16 protein-coding genes are annotated in these 18,271 nt (G+C 68.7%); 11 read left to right on the forward strand and 5 right to left on the reverse strand.

The genetic code is table 11. The features are described from left to right. The first annotated feature begins 1 nt into the window (after position 1). The 4 genes from LDO15_RS20180 to LDO15_RS20195 are packed head-to-tail and all read left to right on the forward strand — an operon-like array spanning position 2 to position 3,976. Positions 2 to 1,264 carry a glycerate kinase gene (locus tag LDO15_RS20180; protein WP_223981695.1) on the forward strand — a complete coding sequence of 421 codons (1,263 nt, stop codon included), beginning with the start codon at positions 2 to 4 and terminating at the stop codon, positions 1,262 to 1,264. Beyond that, positions 1,257 to 2,600, forward strand: a complete 1,344-nt coding sequence (allB, locus tag LDO15_RS20185; RefSeq protein WP_223981697.1) for an allantoinase AllB — start codon at positions 1,257 to 1,259, stop codon at positions 2,598 to 2,600. The genes LDO15_RS20180 and allB overlap by 8 nt, the downstream gene beginning before the upstream one ends. Then, positions 2,597 to 3,433 (forward strand): winged helix-turn-helix domain-containing protein, encoded by an 837-nt coding sequence (locus tag LDO15_RS20190; protein ID WP_223981699.1) that lies wholly within the window; start codon positions 2,597 to 2,599, stop codon positions 3,431 to 3,433. The genes allB and LDO15_RS20190 overlap by 4 nt, the downstream gene beginning before the upstream one ends. A 45-nt stretch (positions 3,434 to 3,478) precedes the next feature. After that, positions 3,479 to 3,976, forward strand: coding sequence for a peroxiredoxin (locus tag LDO15_RS20195; protein WP_223981701.1), 498 nt, complete (start codon positions 3,479 to 3,481; stop codon positions 3,974 to 3,976). Positions 3,977 to 4,090: 114 nt separating this feature from the next. On the opposite strand, the gene LDO15_RS20200 is transcribed toward LDO15_RS20195, so the two are convergent. Next, the gene (locus LDO15_RS20200) at positions 4,091 to 5,038 is read right to left on the reverse strand and encodes a serine hydrolase (protein ID WP_223981704.1); all 948 of its coding nucleotides are present in this window, start codon (positions 5,036 to 5,038) and stop codon (positions 4,091 to 4,093) included. A 139-nt stretch (positions 5,039 to 5,177) separates the two neighbouring features. Here LDO15_RS20200 and bcp point away from each other — a divergent pair, with 139 nt between their 5' ends. Both bcp and LDO15_RS20210 read left to right on the forward strand, forming a co-directional pair. Beyond that, complete coding sequence (gene bcp / locus LDO15_RS20205; protein WP_223981707.1) at positions 5,178 to 5,657, forward strand: thioredoxin-dependent thiol peroxidase; 480 nt, start codon at positions 5,178 to 5,180, stop codon at positions 5,655 to 5,657. Between the two features lie 217 nt (positions 5,658 to 5,874). Next, positions 5,875 to 6,825 (forward strand): type IV toxin-antitoxin system AbiEi family antitoxin domain-containing protein, encoded by a 951-nt coding sequence (locus LDO15_RS20210; protein ID WP_223981709.1) that lies wholly within the window; start codon positions 5,875 to 5,877, stop codon positions 6,823 to 6,825. A gap of 169 nt (positions 6,826 to 6,994) precedes the next feature. On the opposite strand, the gene LDO15_RS20215 is transcribed toward LDO15_RS20210, so the two are convergent. After that, on the reverse strand, positions 6,995 to 7,843 hold the full coding sequence (locus tag LDO15_RS20215; RefSeq protein ID WP_223981712.1) for a methyltransferase domain-containing protein: 849 nt from the start codon (positions 7,841 to 7,843) through the stop codon (positions 6,995 to 6,997). Positions 7,844 to 7,932: 89 nt separating this feature from the next. Here LDO15_RS20215 and LDO15_RS20220 point away from each other — a divergent pair, with 89 nt between their 5' ends. From LDO15_RS20220 to purM, 3 genes are all read left to right on the forward strand, one after another. Then, a complete protein-coding gene (locus LDO15_RS20220; protein WP_223981715.1) occupies positions 7,933 to 8,289 on the forward strand; it encodes a hypothetical protein in 357 nt (118 codons plus the stop codon). Positions 8,290 to 8,366: 77 nt separating this feature from the next. After that, entirely contained in the window at positions 8,367 to 10,064 is a 1,698-nt protein-coding gene (gene purF, locus LDO15_RS20225) for an amidophosphoribosyltransferase (protein ID WP_223981718.1), read from the forward strand. Next, a complete protein-coding gene (purM, locus tag LDO15_RS20230) occupies positions 10,061 to 11,230 on the forward strand; it encodes a phosphoribosylformylglycinamidine cyclo-ligase (RefSeq protein ID WP_223981721.1) in 1,170 nt (389 codons plus the stop codon). The genes purF and purM overlap by 4 nt, the downstream gene beginning before the upstream one ends. A 130-nt stretch (positions 11,231 to 11,360) precedes the next feature. Here purM and LDO15_RS20235 read toward each other — a convergent pair whose 3' ends face one another. After that, positions 11,361 to 12,155, reverse strand: a complete 795-nt coding sequence (locus LDO15_RS20235; RefSeq protein ID WP_223981724.1) for a VOC family protein — start codon at positions 12,153 to 12,155, stop codon at positions 11,361 to 11,363. Positions 12,156 to 12,410: 255 nt separating this feature from the next. Beyond that, complete coding sequence (locus LDO15_RS20240) at positions 12,411 to 12,644, reverse strand: DUF3073 domain-containing protein (RefSeq protein WP_223987577.1); 234 nt, start codon at positions 12,642 to 12,644, stop codon at positions 12,411 to 12,413. Between the two features lie 292 nt (positions 12,645 to 12,936). Between LDO15_RS20240 and LDO15_RS20245 the strand changes: the two genes are divergently transcribed. Continuing rightward, a complete protein-coding gene (locus LDO15_RS20245; protein ID WP_223981727.1) occupies positions 12,937 to 13,719 on the forward strand; it encodes a septum formation family protein in 783 nt (260 codons plus the stop codon). Positions 13,720 to 13,825: 106 nt separating this feature from the next. Here LDO15_RS20245 and clpB read toward each other — a convergent pair whose 3' ends face one another. Beyond that, entirely contained in the window at positions 13,826 to 16,483 is a 2,658-nt protein-coding gene (gene clpB / locus LDO15_RS20250) for an ATP-dependent chaperone ClpB (protein WP_223981730.1), read from the reverse strand. A gap of 580 nt (positions 16,484 to 17,063) precedes the next feature. Here clpB and LDO15_RS20255 point away from each other — a divergent pair. Beyond that, positions 17,064 to 18,122: a LacI family DNA-binding transcriptional regulator gene (locus LDO15_RS20255; protein WP_223981733.1), complete on the forward strand. Its 1,059-nt coding sequence runs from the start codon at positions 17,064 to 17,066 to the stop codon at positions 18,120 to 18,122. Positions 18,123 to 18,271 lie beyond the last annotated feature (149 nt).

Here is an 18,271-nt window from a genome sequence, read left to right on the forward strand (position 1 = left end):
GATGAAGGTGGTCATAGCGCCGGACAAGTTCAAGGGCTCGCTCTCTGCCCCGGACGTTGCCCGGCACGTTGAAGCAGGGCTGCAACGGGCGTGCGGCGGCAACCTTGAAGTCATCCGGATTCCGGTGGCCGACGGCGGCGAGGGCACCCTCGACGCCGCCGTCGGCTCCGGCTTCACCCGCCGCAGCGCCGTCGTCACCGGCCCCACCGGGCAGCGGCTCCGGGCGGAGTTTGCGGTCCGCGGCCGGGAAGCAGTCATCGAAATGGCCGCCGCATCCGGCCTGGCCGTCTTGCCCGGCGGCCCCGCGGGCGCCGGCAGCGGCGGGGCCGGCAGCGGCGGGGCCGGCGAAGCGGTGTCCGGCGGCCGGCCGGATTCCGACACCGCCAAAGGCGCCACCAGCCTGGGCACGGGAGAACTGATCCGGGCGGCGCTCGACGCCGGCTGCCGGCAGATCATCCTCGGCGTCGGCGGCAGCGCCAATACCGACGGCGGCGCCGGCGTCCTACAGGGGCTCGGGGCCAGACTCCTCGACGCCGACGGCAGTGAACTCCCGCCCGGCGGCGCTGCCCTCGCCCGGCTGGCCTGGATCGACTTCGCCGGCTTCGATTCCCGGCTGGACGAGGCCCGCTTCGTCCTGGCCAGCGACGTGGACAACCCCCTGCTCGGACCGGCTGGGGCCGCGGCGGTCTTCGGCCCGCAGAAAGGGGCCACTCCGGCGGACGTGGAAACCCTCGATGCCGCCCTGGCCCACTTCGTGGACGTGCTCGCGGCCGAGATCGGCCCCCGGGCGCTGAAGGCGGCCGACGCGCCGGGCGCCGGAGCGGCCGGCGGCGTGGGCTACGCCGCCATCGCGGTACTGGCCGCGGCCCGCAGGCCGGGCATCGACGTCGTTCTTGAATTCACCAGGCTTGGCGACCGGCTGGCGGGCGCGGACCTGGTGATCACGGGCGAAGGCAGCCTGGACGAACAGAGCCTGCTCGGCAAGACGCCCATGGGCGTTGCGCGGGCGGCGGCGCGGGCCGGCGTGCCGGTGGTGGCCGTCTGCGGCCGCACCACGCTGACTCAGCGACAGCAGGTGGATTCCGGATTCCGGCAGGTCTACCCGCTGACATCGCTGGAGTCCAAGGTAGAAATATGTATAGCCGAAGCAGGACCGCTGCTTGAGCAATTGGGAAAGCACATCGGCGCGGAGCTGCCGGGCCTGGTCCCGGCCAGCATGGCGCCGGGGAAAAGTGCCCGCACAAAGGAGCCCCTCAATGTCTGAAGACAGCTTTGACCTCGTCATCCGGGGCCAGCGCATTCTCACCACGGCCGGCATCGCGGCACGGGAGGTGGGCGTCCGCGGCGGCAAGATCGTCGCCATCGAGCCGCTCGGCAACGGGCTATCCGGCACGGAAGTGATTGAGCTCGCCGACGACGAAACCCTCCTTCCGGGACTTGTGGACACTCACGTCCATGTCAACGAGCCGGGCCGCACCGAATGGGAGGGCTTCGCGTCCGCCACCCGTGCCGCCGCGGCCGGGGGCGTGACCACCATCATCGACATGCCGCTGAATTCGATCCCGCCCACCACCACCGTGGAAGGGCTCAAGCTCAAGCGCGAGGTGGCCGAGGACCAGGCGTTTGTGGACGTCGGATTCTGGGGCGGCGCCGTGCCCGGCAACAAGGCGGACCTGCGGCCGCTGCACGACGAGGGCGTGTTCGGCTTCAAGTGCTTCCTGCTGCACTCCGGCGTGGACGAGTTCCCGCACCTGGACGCGGACGAGATGGAGGAGGACATGGCCGAGCTCAAGTCCTTCGATTCGCTCATGATCGTCCACGCCGAGGACTCCCACGCAATCGACCGCGCGCCCCACCCCGGCGGCGACCACTATTCCACGTTCCTGGCCTCCCGCCCCCGCGGCGCCGAGAACAAGGCCATCGCCGAGGTGATCGAGCGTGCCCGCTGGACCGGCGCCCGCGCCCACATCCTGCACCTGTCCTCTTCCGATGCCCTGCCGATGATCGCCACGGCCAAGCGCGACGGCGTCCACCTCACCGTGGAGACGTGCCCGCACTACCTCACGCTCATGGCCGAGGAGATCCCCGACGGCGCCACAGCGTACAAGTGCTGCCCGCCCATCCGCGAGGCCGCCAACCGCGAGCTGCTCTGGCAGGGCCTGCAGGACGGCACCATCGACTGCATCGTCTCGGACCACTCCCCGTCCACCCTGGACCTCAAGGACCTGGAAAACGGCGACTTCGCCGTGGCGTGGGGCGGGGTCTCCTCGCTGCAGCTTGGCCTGTCCCTGATCTGGACCGAGGCGCGGCACCGCGGCATCTCCCTGGAGCAGGTGGTTTCCTGGATGGCCGAGAAGCCGGCAGCCCTGGCACGCCTCACCAGCAAGGGCAGGCTCGCGCTGGGGTACGACGCCGACTTCGCCGTCTTTGCACCCGACGAGGCATTCGTGGTGGATGTGTCCAAGCTCAAGCACAAGAACCCCATCACCCCGTATGACGGCAAGGCGCTTTCCGGGGTGGTCCGGAAGACCTATCTCCGCGGCACCCTGATCGATGGCCAGACCCCCGGCGGAAAGCTCATCCGCCGCGGCGGGGTATGAGCCAGGCAGCCGTGGCCGTCCCCGGACACAACGTCCGCGGAACGGCCCGGCAGCCCAGCCACTCACTGACCGTTCCCGGACAGGCCACTCATGGACAGGTAGTTCCCGGACAGGCAGTTCCCGGACAGGCCCGGCACGCCGGCCTCACGGCGAAGGGGCTGGCCGTCTGGGTCACCCTCCCGGACGGCGCCGACTGTGACCCGGCCGTACTGGCCCGCGCAGCCGAACTGGTGCTCGGCCGCGCCCTTAGATGTGCCCCGGAGGCGGAAGTCCACTTCAGGCCCGCCGCCGGAGCCGCAACGTCCGCCGTCATCCGGTCCGCGGAAGACGGCAGCATCCCGGCGGGACCCACGCCTGAAGTCCCCGGCGGGACCGCCGACGCCGAGCCGGCTGACGGCGTCGGCGCTGACGACAACGGGACCGACGACGGCGGGGCTGGCGGCGGCGGGGCTGGCGAGGGCGGCGGCGCTGACGAAGGCGGGGCGCCCCTGGCGCCCGTCCCCGGCACCATCAGCCGGCTCGCCGTCGACCTCGCGGCCGGGGATGCCAGGCTCGACGGCGAGCGCGTGCCCCTGACGGACGTGGAGTTCGCCCTCCTGCGATGCCTCGTGCAGAACTGCTCCCGCACGGTCAGCCGGCAGGAACTGCAGCATTGCCTCGACGCGTTCGGCACCCCCGGCGCGGCCACCCGGTCCATCGACGTGTACGTCGGCCGGCTGCGCCGGAAGCTCAAGGGCTGCCGGCACGCCGTCGTCACCGTCCGAAGCGGCGGCTACCGCTTCCTCCCCGGTCCGCTGGCCGTGGTGCGCGGGCCGGCCGAATACAGCATCTGAGGTCCCGCAGCCTCCACCAGCCCTGCCCCCGATCGAAGGAACTGCATGAAATCCGCCCTCACCACCGCTCTGCACACCACAACCGGGCTGCAACCCGGCGCTCCCGCCCCCGGGTTCACGCTGCCCGACGCCGCAGGCCGCCCGGTTTCCCTGGCCCGCTACCGCGGCAGGAGCGTCATCGTCTACTTCTACCCCCGCGCCGCCACCCCCGGCTGCACCACCGAGGCCTGCGATTTCCGCGACAGCCTTGCCGCCCTCCAGGGCGCGGGCTTCGAGGTCCTGGGCATCTCGCCCGACGCACCCGAGGCCCTGGCAGCCTTCGCCGCCGACCAGGCGCTGACCTTCCCCCTCCTCGCCGACGAAGACCACGCCACCGCCCTGGCATACGGGGCCTGGGGCGAGAAGCTTGTGGACGGCGAAGTCCGCGAAGGAACGGTCCGCTCCACCGTGGTGGTCGGCCCGGACGGGAACGTGGTCCTGGCGCAGTACCAGGTCAGCGCGCAGGGCCATGTCAGGGCGCTGCGGGAGGAGCTGGGCATCTAGCGCCGGGCGGCTGCTCCGCACCGCGTTCGGTTTTTTGCCACGGTTTCGGACAGGGGCGCCGCGGATCTGCGGCGCGGTGGTCCGATTCCGCCGCAGTTATCCGAAAACGCCCGCTCAGAACAAGGCGCCCGCCACGGCCTGCGTCAGCTGATGGATCACCTCGGTGCGTTCCGGGACGTCGCTCAGGCTCTGGCCCTTGGTGTAGATGACCAGCGCGTACGCGGTGTTGCCTTGGGCGAGGACGCCGGCGTCGTGCAGTTCATCGTCCAGGAGCCCGTACTTGTGGAACACCGTGATCCCGTCCGGCACGGCGGCGGGAATGAGAGTCTCGTAGTTGGTGTCCTGCATATAGGACAGCAGCTGCGCCGTGTCCTCGGCGTTGAGGAGTGCTCCGGAATAGACCCCGGACAGGATGCTGGCCATTTCCGCCGGGGTCAGCGTGTTGGTTTCCGGGTCGTAGCTCACGCCCAGAGACGCCGCAAAGTCGGTCAGCTCCCCGTGGCCCACGGCATCCATGACCAGCGACCACGAGTCATTGTCGCTCTGCTGGATCATCTCGCGGAGCTGGAATCCGGCGGTGTAGCTCCCCAGCGGGTCATCGAGGCTGGCGGCGCCGGTTTCCACCAGGTGATAGTAGGCCGCAGCGGCCAGGACTTTGGCCGTGCTGGCCGCCACGAACTTCTCCTGGACCCCGTATTCGTGGACGTCCTCGGACGCGGCACCCTGAGAGAGGTCCGCCAGCGCCACGCCGATCTGGTACTGGCTGTTGGCCTCGATGATCGCGTTGATCCGTGAGCCGAGCGCCGTGTCGATGGACGCCGACGCCGGGGCGCTGGCTGGGGCGCTGGCTGGGGCAGACGGCGCAGCCGGCGCCGTCCTAGGACTCACCGCCGTCGAGCGGGCAGCCGCGGAGGAATAGATACCTGCGGCCAGCGCAACCGCCAGCACTGTGGCACACGCCGCCAGGATCATGGCCCGGACCCGGCCGCGCGCAGGATGCCGTCGGGGGGCCGGGCGTCGGGATCCGAAACGTGGCTGTCGTGGCGTGTGATCTTCCGGCATGTGGTCTTCCATAGTGGCTTCAGGCTAGCCAGCGCAGCTATGCCGGAGCTATGAAAAAGCTGTCGCTGCGGGACGGAATACAGCCTTGGACGCCGGTGTTGTGCACCACAGACCCGTTGTCTCCTCCCGAAGGATCACCATGAGCGCCAATCCGACCGTCAAGCTCCAGCCCGGCACCCCGGCCCCGGAATTCACCCTCCCCGACGCCGAGGGCAAGCCGGTTTCCCTCGCCGACTACCGTGGCAAGAGCGTGATCGTGTACTTCTACCCGCAGGCCGCGACCCCGGGCTGCACCACCGAGGCCTGCGACTTCCGCGACAACCTCGCCTCCCTGCAGGGCTCAGGCTACGAAGTCCTGGGCATCTCCCCGGATGCCCCGGACGCCCTGGCCCACTTCACTGGCGATTTCGCCCTGACCTTCCCGCTCCTGGCCGACGAGGACCATGCCGTGGCCCTGGCCTACGGCGCCTGGGGCGAGAAGCTGGTCCACGGCGAGATCACAGAGGGAATCGTCCGCTCCACCGTGGTGCTGGACCCCGAGGGCAAGGTCCGGCTCGCGCAGTACCAGGTCAAGGCCCAGGGCCACGTCGCAGCGCTGAAGGAAGAGCTGGGCGTCTAGCAGCGCGGGCGGCCCGCGGCTTCCTTGGTCCCGGTCAGGGCGCGGGCGCTTTTCGCTGCACTTTCCGACCACCGCTGCGGAATCGGACGCATGCAGCGCGGATCCCCGGCGCGCCCGTCCGATACGCACGCGCCGGTCGGAAAGTGCCGCGGAAAAGTTCTCCACATCCGCCCCGCCGGGAGTTGTCCGGCCCAGTGTCCCGGGCCACCATCGTGACATGGACCTACCTCCGTTGATTCTCAGCAGTGATCTCGCACGAATCGGCCAGGACACGCGGAGCCTTGCGCGGCAGGCGAAGTCCGGGCAGCTCCGGCGCATCAGGCAGGGCGTTTACGTCCGGGCTCAGGAGTGGGAAGTACTGGCGCCGTGGGACCGGTATCCGGTCCTCATCCGGGCGGCGGCCTCCACGCTGAGGAGCCGCACCGTCTTCTGCCGCCAATCCTCCGCTGTACTGTGGGGCATGCCGCTGCTGGGCCACCGCCATCCGGTCCATGCCTGCACTTCCGACGACGGCGGCGGACGCTCGCGCGCCGGGGTCCGGCGGCATTTCGTCGACTTGGACTCGGCACAGATCGAGGAACGTCACGGGCTCCTGGTCACGGACCGCGTCCGGACAGCCTTGGACTTGGCAGCCTTCGAATCGTTCGAGCAGGGCGTCACGATATTCGACCACGTCCTCCGGCCGCAGCCTGACAATCTGGCTCCGCTCAGCCGCGAGGAACTCCACGCCGGCGTCGACGGCAACTACACAAAAGCCGCGGCCCGGCGAATCCGGACCGCCCTGAACTTTGCTGATCCTGCGTCCGGCTCCCCTGGAGAATCGGTAAGCCGCGCCCTGATGCACCGGCTCGGCTTCCGGAGTCCCCTCCTTCAGGTCGAAATCCGCGATGCCCGGGGGCTGGTCGCATTCACAGACTTTGACTGGCCCGAGGAGCAGCTTTGCGGCGAATTCGACGGACTCGTGAAGTATCGCAAGGTGGAGTACCTCCAGGGCCGGACGCCAGCGGAGGCCCTCACCGAAGAGAAACGCCGGGAGGACCGGATTCGCGCCACGGGCCGACGCGTGATCCGTTGGACGTGGTCGGAGCTGTCCAGTCCAGGAAAATTTGCCGCATTTCTGGCGGCAGCAGGCGTTCCCCGGCAGCCACTCCCGTCCAGTCGGCGCTGATCCTGCCACGTTTCCGGGAATCCGCTACGGTGTCGGACACGGGCAACGCGGATCAGGGCCGCGCCGGTCCGAAAGCGATGCACCTGTCCGATGGCGATACGCCCGTCCGAAAACGGCGCGGAACCCGGTCGGGCTGCCTGTCCGGAGCGCCGAGAACCCGTGGACTGGCCTACACCTTGGTCCCGGCCACCACCGTGGCGGTGGACCGGAGCTGGATGGCGCCGTCGTGCTCGTAGCGGCCCAGCAGCTCGAACACGTCCGCACGGATCAGGGCCCGGGACTGCTTGTCCGCCTTTGCCAGCCCCATCGCCACAGTGGTCGCGATGTCGGTAATGAACTCCCAGTAGCTCTCGGGGGATTCGAACACGAGGTTGGTAGTGACCTTGCGCTCGGTCACGTCCGTGAGCCCGGCATCGTTGAACATCCGGGTCATGAACCCGGTGGGTGCACAGCGGAACAGCCCCGGAGTCCCTGCGGCCGGAATGGGCAGCTCGCGGTGCCGGGCAATGGTGCCCAGGATCAGGCTGGCCCACGGGTTCTCGGCGGCGCGTCCCCAGACGACGGCGCCGACCCGGCCGCCCGGCTTGGCGGTGCGCACCATCTCTCGCATGGCCGCGGACATGACCGGAAAGAACATCAAACCGAAGCGGCAGTACACGGCGTCGAACGTGTTGTCCTCGAAGGGCATGGCAGCAGCGTCGCAAACCTTGAAGTCCAGGTTGTGCAGGCCCCGGGTCAATGCCTTTTCTTCGGCCACGCGGAGCATACCGGCCGAAATGTCAGCGAGGACCACACGCCCGTCCGGCACCTGTTCGGCCACATTGAGTGCGGGTTCCCCCGTGCCTGCCGCGACATCCAGCACCCAGGAGTTGGGGAGCAGCCGGAGCTCCTCAAGCAGGGCGTCCCCGAACGGAGCATGCCAGTCGAGCAGTTCAACGTCCCATTTCTTCCAGCCCGCCGAGAACTCATCCCAGAGCAGGCGCTGCTGGTCGCGAACGCGGTCGGCTGAGGCTAACATGGCGGATCCTTAGCTCGTCTGTTCCTAGCCCTAGTCTGCTCCCGGAACGGGTCTCCGGCAATGAGTCGAAGGGCAGTAGGCTTAACGGCATGTCTTCCCACGAAACCCCCGGCACCCCAGGCACCAACCCCCGGGGGGAATCAGTCCCGGGCAGCGTCCCGGAGCGGCGCGAGGTCACCGTCCGGCGGGCGCCGAAGTACGTGCCCTTCCTGATTTTGGGCGGGCTCGTGGGCGTGGTTGTCGCGGCGATCATCGCCTACGCCCTGCCCGGTGATGCCAGCTACGACGCCGGCTCGGTTTTCGGCTTCTTCATGGTTCTTTGCGCGGCCGGCGGCGTCATCCTGGGTGCCGTGACGGCCCTGGTGCTGGACCGGGTCAGCGTCCGCCGCGCCCAGCGCGCCGTCGTCGAGTCCGCCCCGGACGACGACGACGAAAACCGCGCCTGAGACCCGCCTGAGCCGGGCGGCAGGTCATAAATCGGCCGCCGGAAAAGTCTTAGCGCACATCGTGAGATAATCGACCAGTGGCACGCGGCGATGGAAAACTTTCTCATGATCTTCTCCCAGGCGAAAAAGGCCCTCAGGACGCATGCGGCGTCTTCGGGGTCTGGGCACCCGGTGAAGAAGTAGCAAAACTAACCTATTACGGGCTGTATGCACTGCAGCACCGCGGTCAGGAGTCGGCTGGTATTGCGACCAGCGACGGCAAGCGGATCAACGTCTACAAGGACATGGGCCTCGTTTCCCAGGTTTTTGACGAGACCACGCTGAACACCCTGACCGGGCACTTGGCCGTCGGCCACTGTCGCTATTCCACGACCGGCGCCAGCCACTGGGCGAACGCCCAACCGACCCTGGGCGCGACCGCCACGGGTACCGTGGCCCTGGCACACAACGGCAACCTGACCAACACGGCCGATCTCAAGGCGATGATCGAGGACCGCAACGGCGGAAACCTCAGCGGCGAAATGAAGCAGGGCAACACCTCGGACACCGCCTTGGTCACGGCGCTGCTCGAGGGCGAAGAAGGCAAGTCCCTCGAACAGACCGCCATGGAGCTCCTGCCCAAGATCAAGGGCGGCTTCTGCTTCGTCTTCATGGACGAGGGCACCCTCTACGCGGCCCGTGACACGTACGGCATCCGTCCGCTCTGCCTCGGCCGGCTGGAACGCGGCTGGGTGGTTGCCTCCGAGCAGTCCGCCCTCGCCACTGTCGGCGCCAGCTTCATCCGCGAAATCGAGCCCGGCGAGTTCATCGCGATCGACGAGGACGGTGTCCGTTCGCAGCGCTTCGCCGAGGCGACCCCGGCCGGCTGCGTTTTCGAATATGTTTACCTCGCCCGCCCGGACGCCTCCATTGCGGGCCGCTCGGTATACGAATCCCGCGTGGAAATGGGCCGCCAGCTGGCCCGCGAAAACACCCAGGAAGCGGACATCGTCATCCCGGTGCCGGAATCGGGCACCCCCGCGGCCGTGGGCTACGCCGAGGAATCCGGCATCCCTTTCGCGCACGGCTTCGTCAAGAACTCCTACGTGGGCCGCACGTTCATCCAGCCCTCGCAGACGCTGCGCCAGCTCGGCATCCGGCTCAAGCTCAACGCCCTTGAATCCGTGATCCGCGGCAAGCGTGTGGTGGTGGTGGACGACTCGATCGTCCGCGGCAACACCCAGCGCGCCATCGTGCGGATGCTCCGGGAAGCCGGCGCCGCAAGTGTCCACATCAAGATCTCCTCCCCGCCGGTCAAGTGGCCCTGCTTCTACGGCATCGACTTCGCGTCCCGCGCGGAACTGATCGCCAACGGCGCCACCATCGAAGAGATCACCCAGGCCATCGGCGCCGACTCGCTCGCCTACATTTCCGAAGACGGCATGATCGACGCCACCCGGCAGCCGCGTGAGCGTCTGTGCACCGCCTGTTTCACCGGCAAGTACCCGATCGAGCTTCCCGGGGCGGACAAGCTCGGCAAGAACCTGCTCGAGCGCACCGACCTCGGCGGCCTTCCGGCCGCGTCCGCAGGTTCCAGTGCGGCCGTTTCCGCGGCGAACGCTTCGGCGCCCGCACCGTCCACGGCGCCCGACGCCGAACCCGGCACCTCGATCTCCGACGACCCTGCCGAGAAGGCCGGCGCCACCGGCTGCGATCCGGGTCCGGACTCCGAATTCGAAGAACTGCTCACCGATGCCGACCGCGTCACCACAGCCGACAAGAAAGAGCCAGTATGACTTCCGCCTCCCCGGCCGCTGACATGAACGCCGCCCAGAACGCCGGCATCACCTACGCCTCCGCCGGCGTCGACGTCGAAGCGGGAGACCGCGCCGTCGAACTCATGAAGGATGCCGTCAAGGCAACCCACAACTCCTCGGTGATCGGCGGCGTCGGCGGGTTCGCGGGCCTCTACGACGTTTCCCGGCTGCTGACCTACAAGCGCCCGCTGCTGGCCACGTCCACCGACGGCGTCGGCACCAAGGTGGCAATCGCCCAGGCCATGGACATCCACGACACCATTGGCTACGACCTCGTCGGCATGGTGGTGGACGACATCGTCGTGGTGGGCGCCGAGCCGCTCTACATGACCGACTACATCGCCTGCGGCAAGGTTGTCCCGGAGCGCATCGCCGACATCGTCCGCGGCATCGCCGCGGCCTGCTCGGTGGCCGGCACCGCCCTGGTGGGCGGCGAAACCGCCGAGCACCCGGGCCTGCTGGGCGAACACGAGTACGACGTCGCCGGTGCCGCCACCGGCGTGGTCGAGGCCGATGCGCTGCTGGGCCCGGACCGTGTCCGCGCCGGCGACGTCGTGATCGGCATGGCCTCCTCCGGCCTGCACTCCAACGGCTACTCCCTGGTCCGCCGCGTCATCAACCACGCCGGCTGGGCCCTGGACCGCCAGGTCTCCGAACTCGGCCGCACCCTGGGCGAGGAACTCCTCGAGCCCACCCGCGTCTACGCCGCGGACTGCCTGGACCTCGCCCGCACCTTCCCGGTCAACGGCTCCGCCGGCGGCCAGGCCGTGCACGGCTTCAGCCACGTCACCGGCGGCGGCCTCGCCGCCAACCTCGCCCGGGTCCTCCCGCAGGGCCTGCTCGCCACCGTTGACCGCGCCACGTGGGAGCTCCCGGCCATCTTCAAGCTGGTCTCCGAGCTGGGCAACGTCCCGCTGGCAGACCTCGAGCGCACCCTGAACCTGGGCGTGGGCATGGTCGCCATCGTTTCCCCGGAAGCCGCCGACGCCGCCGTGAGCCGGCTCAACGACCGAGGCCTGCCGTCCTGGATCATGGGCACGGTCGAGCAGAACTCGGATTCAATCGTGAAGACGGGCCCGGACTACGTCCAGGGCGCCAAGGGCGTCGACGGCGGCGCCGTCCGCCTGGTCAACGCCTACGCGTAAGGGCTCTAACTGAAGCGAGTGCTCCCCACCGGCCCCCTCGCCTCGCATGCTCGGCCAGGGAGCCCTGCCGGCGTGGGCCCAGACCGCCGTTTGTCAGGCCGTCGCGGAGCACTCGTTTTTGTTTGCGGTCCTAAACCTCCAGCAGGCTGAAGACGCCGCCCTGCGGATCCTGGATCGTGGCGATGCTGCCGGCTTCCTCGCCGTCCTCCGGCTCGATCAGCACGACGCCGCCCGCGGCCACCGCCGCGCGCACCGCTTCCGCGACGTCCGAGACGCCGAAATAGACCTGCCAGCCGGGCTGGAGGGTGTCCTGCGCATCGCCCGGAACCCGGGCGATGCCGGCCACCTCGGTACCGTCCACCATGAGCGTCGTGTACGTGCCGCCGTCGTCCTGGGGATATTCGGTCACCTCGTGCCCGAAGAGCTGTTGGAAGAATCCGACGGCGGCCTGCGGCTCCGGGGTCAGCAGCTCGGCCCATGTCAGGGCGCCCGCCTCCTGGCTCCGGGCGGCCCCGAAATGGCTGCCGGCCTGCCAGGCCCCGGTGGTTCCGCCGCCGGGCGGGGCGAAGAAGACCATGACGCCGGTGTCGCTGATGGCCTCGGGGCCGAATTCGAGCCGCCCTGCGGAATGCGCCAGTTCGGCGGCCAGGTCCTTGGCGTCGCCGACCGCGAAATACACGTTCCACCGGCCCGGTTCCCTCGCGGATTCCTGTGGTGTGCCCTGCGGCGAGTTTTGCGGCGCGAGTACCGTGACCAGGTCCTCACCGAGGAAGGCCTTGGCGTAACTGCGTCCGTCCGGGGTGGGCAGGTCTTCGTACCGCCAGCCGAAAACTTCCGTGTAGAAGGCCTTCGCCGCCTCCACATCCCTGGTCTGGAGATCGGTCCAGCAGAGCTCGCCCTCGGCGAATCCTGTGCGCATGGTCATGGCAGTCCTTCCGGGGCGGCGATGCTGTGTCCGGGAGAATCCGGCACGATCAACCTAGCCCGCGGTCCCGCCGGTGACAACTGCGCTTCCGGCCCCGGGGCCTGGCCTGTCCGCGGGGCACCAGGCCCTACGGGGCACAAGAAAGGCCGCCGGCCACGCCTCAGACAGGTGTGTGGCCGGCGGCCTGAAATTCATTGTCTTGCACCGCAGTGCCGGAAAGATCCCCCGGAAGAAACTACCGGGAGGAAGCGTCGACTAACCTATCCGACGGGTGTCAACCTCGTCGTCCTCGTCTTCCAAATCGTCCGCGTACTTATCCACATACGCCGAATAGTCCGGCTCGACCGGGTCATCCGCGAAGTGGTTCGTGGCACGACTTCCCGGGCCCGTGAGCTCGCGCTGAAGGGCCGAATAGTCAGTGTTCGGGGAGTAGTACTTGATGTCCCGAGCCTGCTTGGTAGCTTTTGCCTTTTGACGGCCGCGCCCCATGGCGTGACCCCCTTTTGTACTTGGACCGGAGGTGGTCACCTTTGGCGATCGGTGAGGCCCCGGAATGTTTGGTCAATTTGTCGTACACCTAGATTACATGCTTTCGGCCTCAACTGCTTGCCGGCCCGCCTCTTGTGGACAGCGTGGCGCTTCCGGCCGGAGCAGCCGCCGCCCCGGCCGCATGCGCCGCGCCGCGCATCTTCGATAGAGTTTCCTCTTGTGCTCCCGGAAACGGGCCACGATGCCGGGCCTCCAACCCCGGCAAAGACGCACGGAAGTGGTGAATTTCTCAGTGACCGAAGAGAATCCAAGGCACGACGCCGGGCCCGTCCCGCCGCCGCCTTCGAGGCTGCCGACGTCCGCCCTGCCCGTTGTCACGGCCGACACGGAACCGGCAGCGCGCCGGGGAGAATCCGGCGAATCGGTCGAACCCGCCGCGGCGCGCCCAGGCGCGAAGGGCTCTGCCGCCACTGTCGCCGGCATCATCACCGCCGCCTCGGGCCGTGCGCGAGACCGTGTGCGCCCCCTGGCCCGCCGGATCCGCCGGCAGGGGCGCAAGCGGCTTGGCGCGGCTGCGGCCGTGCTCGTCGTTCTCGGGCTTCTGGTGTGGTGGGCGGCGGCCTCATTTGCCGGCAGTCCCCCGCCCTCCGCGGACGGCAGCGGCAGCCCGGCCCCCGCAGCGTCGTCGGAGTCGGCGTCGGCCCCGGCCAGCCGCGGTGCCCTGCCCCTTGAAGGCGTCAGCCCGCTGGACTTCCAGCTGCGCGACTGCTTCAAGGACTTCGATCCGGATGCGCAGCAGTCCACCATCGTGGACTGCGCCACAGGCCACTCGGCGCAGCTGGTCGCCGTCGAGAAGTACGCGGCCGAGGACTCCTACCCCGGCCGGGAGGCCCTCAAGCAGAAGGCGCGCGCCGCCTGCAAGGCCGCACCGCTGACGGACAAGGCCTCGGGCTACGCGCTGAGCTACAAACTGGCCTACCCGAGTTCGAGCAGTTGGGGCAAGGGCGACCGCCGGGTCGACTGCTACGTCGTGACGGATGCCGGAAACATCATCATGGAGTCCCTGCTCTCCTGATATGTGGCCCCTCAGCCCCATCTAGCTTCAAATGCCGCCGGCAGCCGGGACGAACCCGGCTGCCGGCGGCGTTTTAACGTGTTCGGGCGGCTTGTGGTGCCGGCGGCTACGACTTGCGCCGGACCGAGAGTCCGCTGCCGGTGGATGCGCCGCCGTCGGGACGGTCCGTGGCCTCAGGCCCGCCCATGGTCAGTTCCATCAGGTCCGGCGCGGTATCCACCACCACCGTGTCTCCGTCGGAGATCTCGCCGGCCAGGATGGCCCGGGCCAGCCGGTCGCCGATCTCGCGCTGGACCAGCCGGCGCAGGGGCCGGGCGCCGTACGCGGGATCGAAGCCCGTGACGGCAAGCCAGGCGCGGGCGCCCTCGGTCACTTCCAGGTTCAGCCGGCGGCCCTTGAGCCGCTCGCCCAGCTCCTTGACCTGCAGCTCCACGATCCGGGACAGCTCCTCCACGCTCAGCGGATCGAACAGCACCACCTCATCCAGCCGGTTCAGGAACTCCGGCTTGAAGGAAGCATGCACGGTCGCCATGACGGCGTTCTTCTTGGCTGCGGCGTCGAGGTTGGGGTCCACCAGGAACTGGCTGCCCAGGTTCGAGGTGAGCACCAGGATCACGTTGCGGAAGTCCACGGTGCGGCCCTGGCCGTCGGTGAGGCGGCCGTCGTCGAGCACCTGCAGGAGGATGTCGAAGACCTCCGGGTGGGCTTTCTCCACTTCATCGAGCAGCAGCACCGAATACGGGCGGCGGCGGACGGCCTCGGTCAGCTGGCCGCCCTCCTCGTACCCGACGTAGCCTGGGGGCGCCCCGACAAGCCGGGCCACGGAATGCTTCTCCGAGTATTCGGACATGTCGATCCGCACCATCGCGCGTTCGTCGTCGAACAGGAAGTCGGCAAGGGACTTCGCGAGCTCGGTCTTGCCGACGCCGGTGGGGCCGAGGAACAGGAAGGAGCCCGTGGGCCGGTTGGGGTCGCTGATCCCGGCCCGGGCGCGGCGCACGGCGTCGGACACCGCGGCGACGGCTTTCTTCTGGCCGATCAGCCGCTCGCCCAGAACCTCTTCCATGTTCAGCAGTTTCTGGCTTTCGCCCTGCAGCATGCGCCCCGCCGGGATGCCGGTCCAGGCCGAAATGACCTCGGCAATATCGTCCGCGGTAACCTCATCAGCCACCATCTGCCTGGATTTGTCGGGCACGGCCGCTTCGGCCTCGGCGGCGGCGTTCAGCTCCCGTTCCAGGGCCGGGATCTCGCCGTAGAGGATCCTGGACGCCGTCTCGAGGTCACCCTCGCGCTGGGCTTTGTCGGCCGCGGAACGGAGCTCGTCGAGCTTGGCCCGCAGGTCGCCCACCCGGTTCAGGCCGGCCTTCTCGGCCTCCCAGCGGGCATTCAGGGCCGCGAGCTCTTCCTTCTTGTCCGCCATGTCCGCGCGCAGGGCCGCCAGCCTTTCCACGGAGGCGGGATCGGTCTCGCCGGCCAGGGCCAGTTCCTCCATGGTCAGGCGGTCCACCTGGCGTCGGAGCTGGTCGATCTCCTCCGGGGCGGAGTCGATCTCCATCCGCAGCCGCGACGCGGCCTCGTCCACCAGGTCGATCGCCTTGTCCGGCAGCTGACGGCCGGAGATGTACCGGTTGGAGAGGTTGGCGGCGGCCACGAGTGCGGAGTCGGAGATGGAGACCTTGTGGTGGGCCTCGTAGCGTTCCTTGAGGCCGCGCAGAATGCCGATGGTGTCCTCCACGCTCGGCTCGCCGACGTAGACCTGCTGGAACCGGCGCTCCAGGGCCGGGTCCTTTTCGATGTTCTCGCGGTATTCGTCCAGGGTGGTCGCGCCGATCAGCCGCAGCTCGCCGCGGGCCAGCATGGGCTTGAGCATGTTGCCGGCGTCCATGGAGCTGTCCCCGGTCGCGCCCGCCCCCACGACGGTGTGGAGCTCGTCAATGAACGTGACGATCTGCCCCTCGGAGCCCTTGATTTCCTCCAGGACGGCCTTGAGCCGTTCCTCAAATTCGCCGCGGTATTTCGCCCCGGCCACCATCGAGGCGAGGTCCAAGGAGATCAGGGTCTTGCCGCGCAGGCTCTCGGGAACATCATTGGCGACAATCCGCTGGGCCAGTCCTTCGACGACGGCGGTCTTGCCCACGCCGGGCTCGCCGATGAGGACGGGGTTGTTCTTGGTCCGGCGGCTCAACACCTGGACGATGCGGCGGATCTCGGCGTCGCGGCCGATCACCGGATCCAGCTTGCCGGAGCGGGCAATCGCGGTGAGATCGGTGCCGTACTTCTCCAGCGCCTGGAAGGTGTTTTCGGGGTCGGCGTTGTCCACCTTGCGGTCGCCGCGGACCCCCGGCAGGGCGGCGAGCAGGGCCTCGTGCGAGGCGCCGGAGTCGCGCATCAGCTTGCCGACGGCATCACTGCCGGACGCGAGCCCGAGCAGCAGGTGCTCGGTGGAGACGAATGAATCGCCGAGCCGCTCGGCCTCGTTCTGGGCATTCTTGATGGCCTGCAGGGCGGTGCGGGACAGCTGCGGCTGCTGCACCGAACTGCCGGAGGTCGACGGAAGGGCCTTGATGGCGCTGCTGGCCTGGACGCTGACCGAATCCGGGTCCGTACCGGTGGCTCGGAGGAGGGCGACGGCAACCCCCTCACGCTGGTCCATGAGCGCCTTGAGCAGGTGGGCGGGCTCGAGCTGGGGGTTTCCCGCCGTCGAGGCGTTCATGGCGGCTGCCGCGAGAGCCTCCTGGCTCTTGGTGGTGAATTTGGCGTCCAAAGAGAGCTCCTTCCGGGAACATGCTGATACTAAAGTTGAGTGTACTCCGCTCAACTTTGCATCGGGTCGCTTTGGGTCCATGTTTGCCCACGGCGAAACAGCTGTCTAGGGCCGGAGTCCCCGCGGCCCCGGGGCGCCGCGGCTCCGCGCCGCACCGCGGGACATGCCCTTCCCTGGCCGCGGGGAATGGACATAGTCCCGCTATGCCCATCCTTCGGATTCAGGACCGAACAAGTCCAATCCATCAGAGCGCGAAGATTGAGCATGTCCCGCCGGGCCGTTGCAGACCGCCGGGCATGTCCACGCTTTGATCCCGCCACCGGACATGTCCAATCCGCCTCGGTGCGAAGATTGAGCATGTCCCGCCGGGCCGTCGCAGACCGCCGGGCATGTCCACGCTTTGATCCCGCCACCGGACATGTCCAATCCGCCTCGGTGCGAAAAATGAGCATGCCCATCGGGTTCGGTGCCAGGAATGAGCATGTCCCGCGGGAATGACTTAACGTTGCTTAACATTCGGAGGCCTCCTTACTGTAACTGAGGTCACAGGTACACACACCGACGCGAAGGAGGGCCGGACATGCAGGATCACGCCACAAGCACCCCCGTGGACGGCCGGGTGCCGCCGGTTTCGGCCGCCGCAGTGGCCCGGGCAGCCGGGGTGTCCTCGGCCGCGGTGTCCTACGTCCTCAACGGCAAGGGCGGCGTCTCGCCGGAGACCCGGCGCCACATCATCCACGTGGCGAACGAGCTCGGCTTCAGGCCCCGTAAGCCCTCGCAGTCCACGGACCCGCAGCGGACCCGGGTCATCGGGCTGATCCTGCCCAACATCATCAACCCGATGTTTCCGCGCTGGGCACAGGGCGTCATCACGGCCGCGGCGGAGTCGGGTTACGAAGTGTTCGTCGCCACCACCCAGGACGATCCGGAGGTGCTCGCCCAGGTCACCTCGACGCTCGCGCACCGCAACGTGGACGGCATCATCCTCGCCGCCTCGCTCCGGGACGACGCCACCGCACTCCGCACCCTGAGGTCGGCGCGGATCCCCTATGTGTGCCTGTCCCGCCGGGCGGACTTCCTCGACTCGGACTTTGTCGGGATCGACGACGACGCCGCCGCGACCACGCTGATGCAGCACATGCTCAGCCACGGCTTCACCGAGATCGCCACGGTGATCGGCCCCCGTTTCTCCACCGCCTCCCTGGCCCGCGAACAGGCATTTGTCCGCACTGCGGCCGCGGCTGGCGTCACGATCAGCGGCGACCGGAAGATCAGCACCAGAGTCAATAACGAGGGCGGTCGGCTGGCGGCGGAACGGCTGTTCTCCACCGGCGCCCCGCCCCAGGCCGTGGTGTGCGGCAGCGACGAACTTGCCATCGGCGTCATGGAGTACGCCTTGGCGCGCGGCCTGCGCATCCCGGACGACGTCGCCGTCGCCGGCTGTGACGGGCTGCCACACAGCCGCTCGGGACTGATCAACCTGACCAGCATTGTCCAACCGCAGCAGGAAATGGCCTTCGAGGCCTTCGCCATGCTGCTCAAACGCATCGATTCCCCGTCCGCCAGCTACACCTCGAAAGTCTGCCGCCACCGCCTGCATATAGGGCGGACCTGCGGCTGCACCCCGCCGGACAGCTAAAGCCGGGAGCCCGCACGGGCCCCCTCGGCCTCGCCCCGCACCCGTTCCCCCGAGCGTCCCCCAGCCCCGGCGAATCCCGGGCTGCAGGCCCATCGGGCCGCAGCCTTGCTCCCGTTCGCCCCCATCCGGCACGCCCGTTCTTGACCATC

Source organism: Arthrobacter sp. NicSoilB8 (genome assembly GCF_019977355.1).
Classification (GTDB): Bacteria; Actinomycetota; Actinomycetes; order Actinomycetales; family Micrococcaceae; genus Arthrobacter.

Bases quoted from the DNA above. Each gene is read 5' to 3' on its own strand.
- LDO15_RS20200 (WP_223981704.1), bottom strand. From the start codon at position 5,038: ATGCCGGAAGATCACACGCCACGACAGCCACGTTTCGGATCCCGACGC.
- LDO15_RS20220 (WP_223981715.1), top strand. From the start codon at position 7,933: ATGTCTTCCCACGAAACCCCCGGCACCCCAGGCACCAACCCCCGGGGG.
- LDO15_RS20180 (WP_223981695.1), top strand. From the start codon at position 2: ATGAAGGTGGTCATAGCGCCGGACAAGTTCAAGGGCTCGCTCTCTGCC.
- LDO15_RS20195 (WP_223981701.1), top strand. From the start codon at position 3,479: ATGAAATCCGCCCTCACCACCGCTCTGCACACCACAACCGGGCTGCAA.
- LDO15_RS20210 (WP_223981709.1), top strand. From the start codon at position 5,875: ATGGACCTACCTCCGTTGATTCTCAGCAGTGATCTCGCACGAATCGGC.
- LDO15_RS20235 (WP_223981724.1), bottom strand. From the start codon at position 12,155: ATGACCATGCGCACAGGATTCGCCGAGGGCGAGCTCTGCTGGACCGAT.
- bcp (WP_223981707.1), top strand. From the start codon at position 5,178: ATGAGCGCCAATCCGACCGTCAAGCTCCAGCCCGGCACCCCGGCCCCG.
- purM (WP_223981721.1), top strand. From the start codon at position 10,061: ATGACTTCCGCCTCCCCGGCCGCTGACATGAACGCCGCCCAGAACGCC.
- LDO15_RS20190 (WP_223981699.1), top strand. From the start codon at position 2,597: ATGAGCCAGGCAGCCGTGGCCGTCCCCGGACACAACGTCCGCGGAACG.
- LDO15_RS20215 (WP_223981712.1), bottom strand. From the start codon at position 7,843: ATGTTAGCCTCAGCCGACCGCGTTCGCGACCAGCAGCGCCTGCTCTGG.
- LDO15_RS20255 (WP_223981733.1), top strand. From the start codon at position 17,064: ATGCAGGATCACGCCACAAGCACCCCCGTGGACGGCCGGGTGCCGCCG.
- allB (WP_223981697.1), top strand. From the start codon at position 1,257: ATGTCTGAAGACAGCTTTGACCTCGTCATCCGGGGCCAGCGCATTCTC.
- LDO15_RS20240 (WP_223987577.1), bottom strand. From the start codon at position 12,644: ATGGGGCGCGGCCGTCAAAAGGCAAAAGCTACCAAGCAGGCTCGGGAC.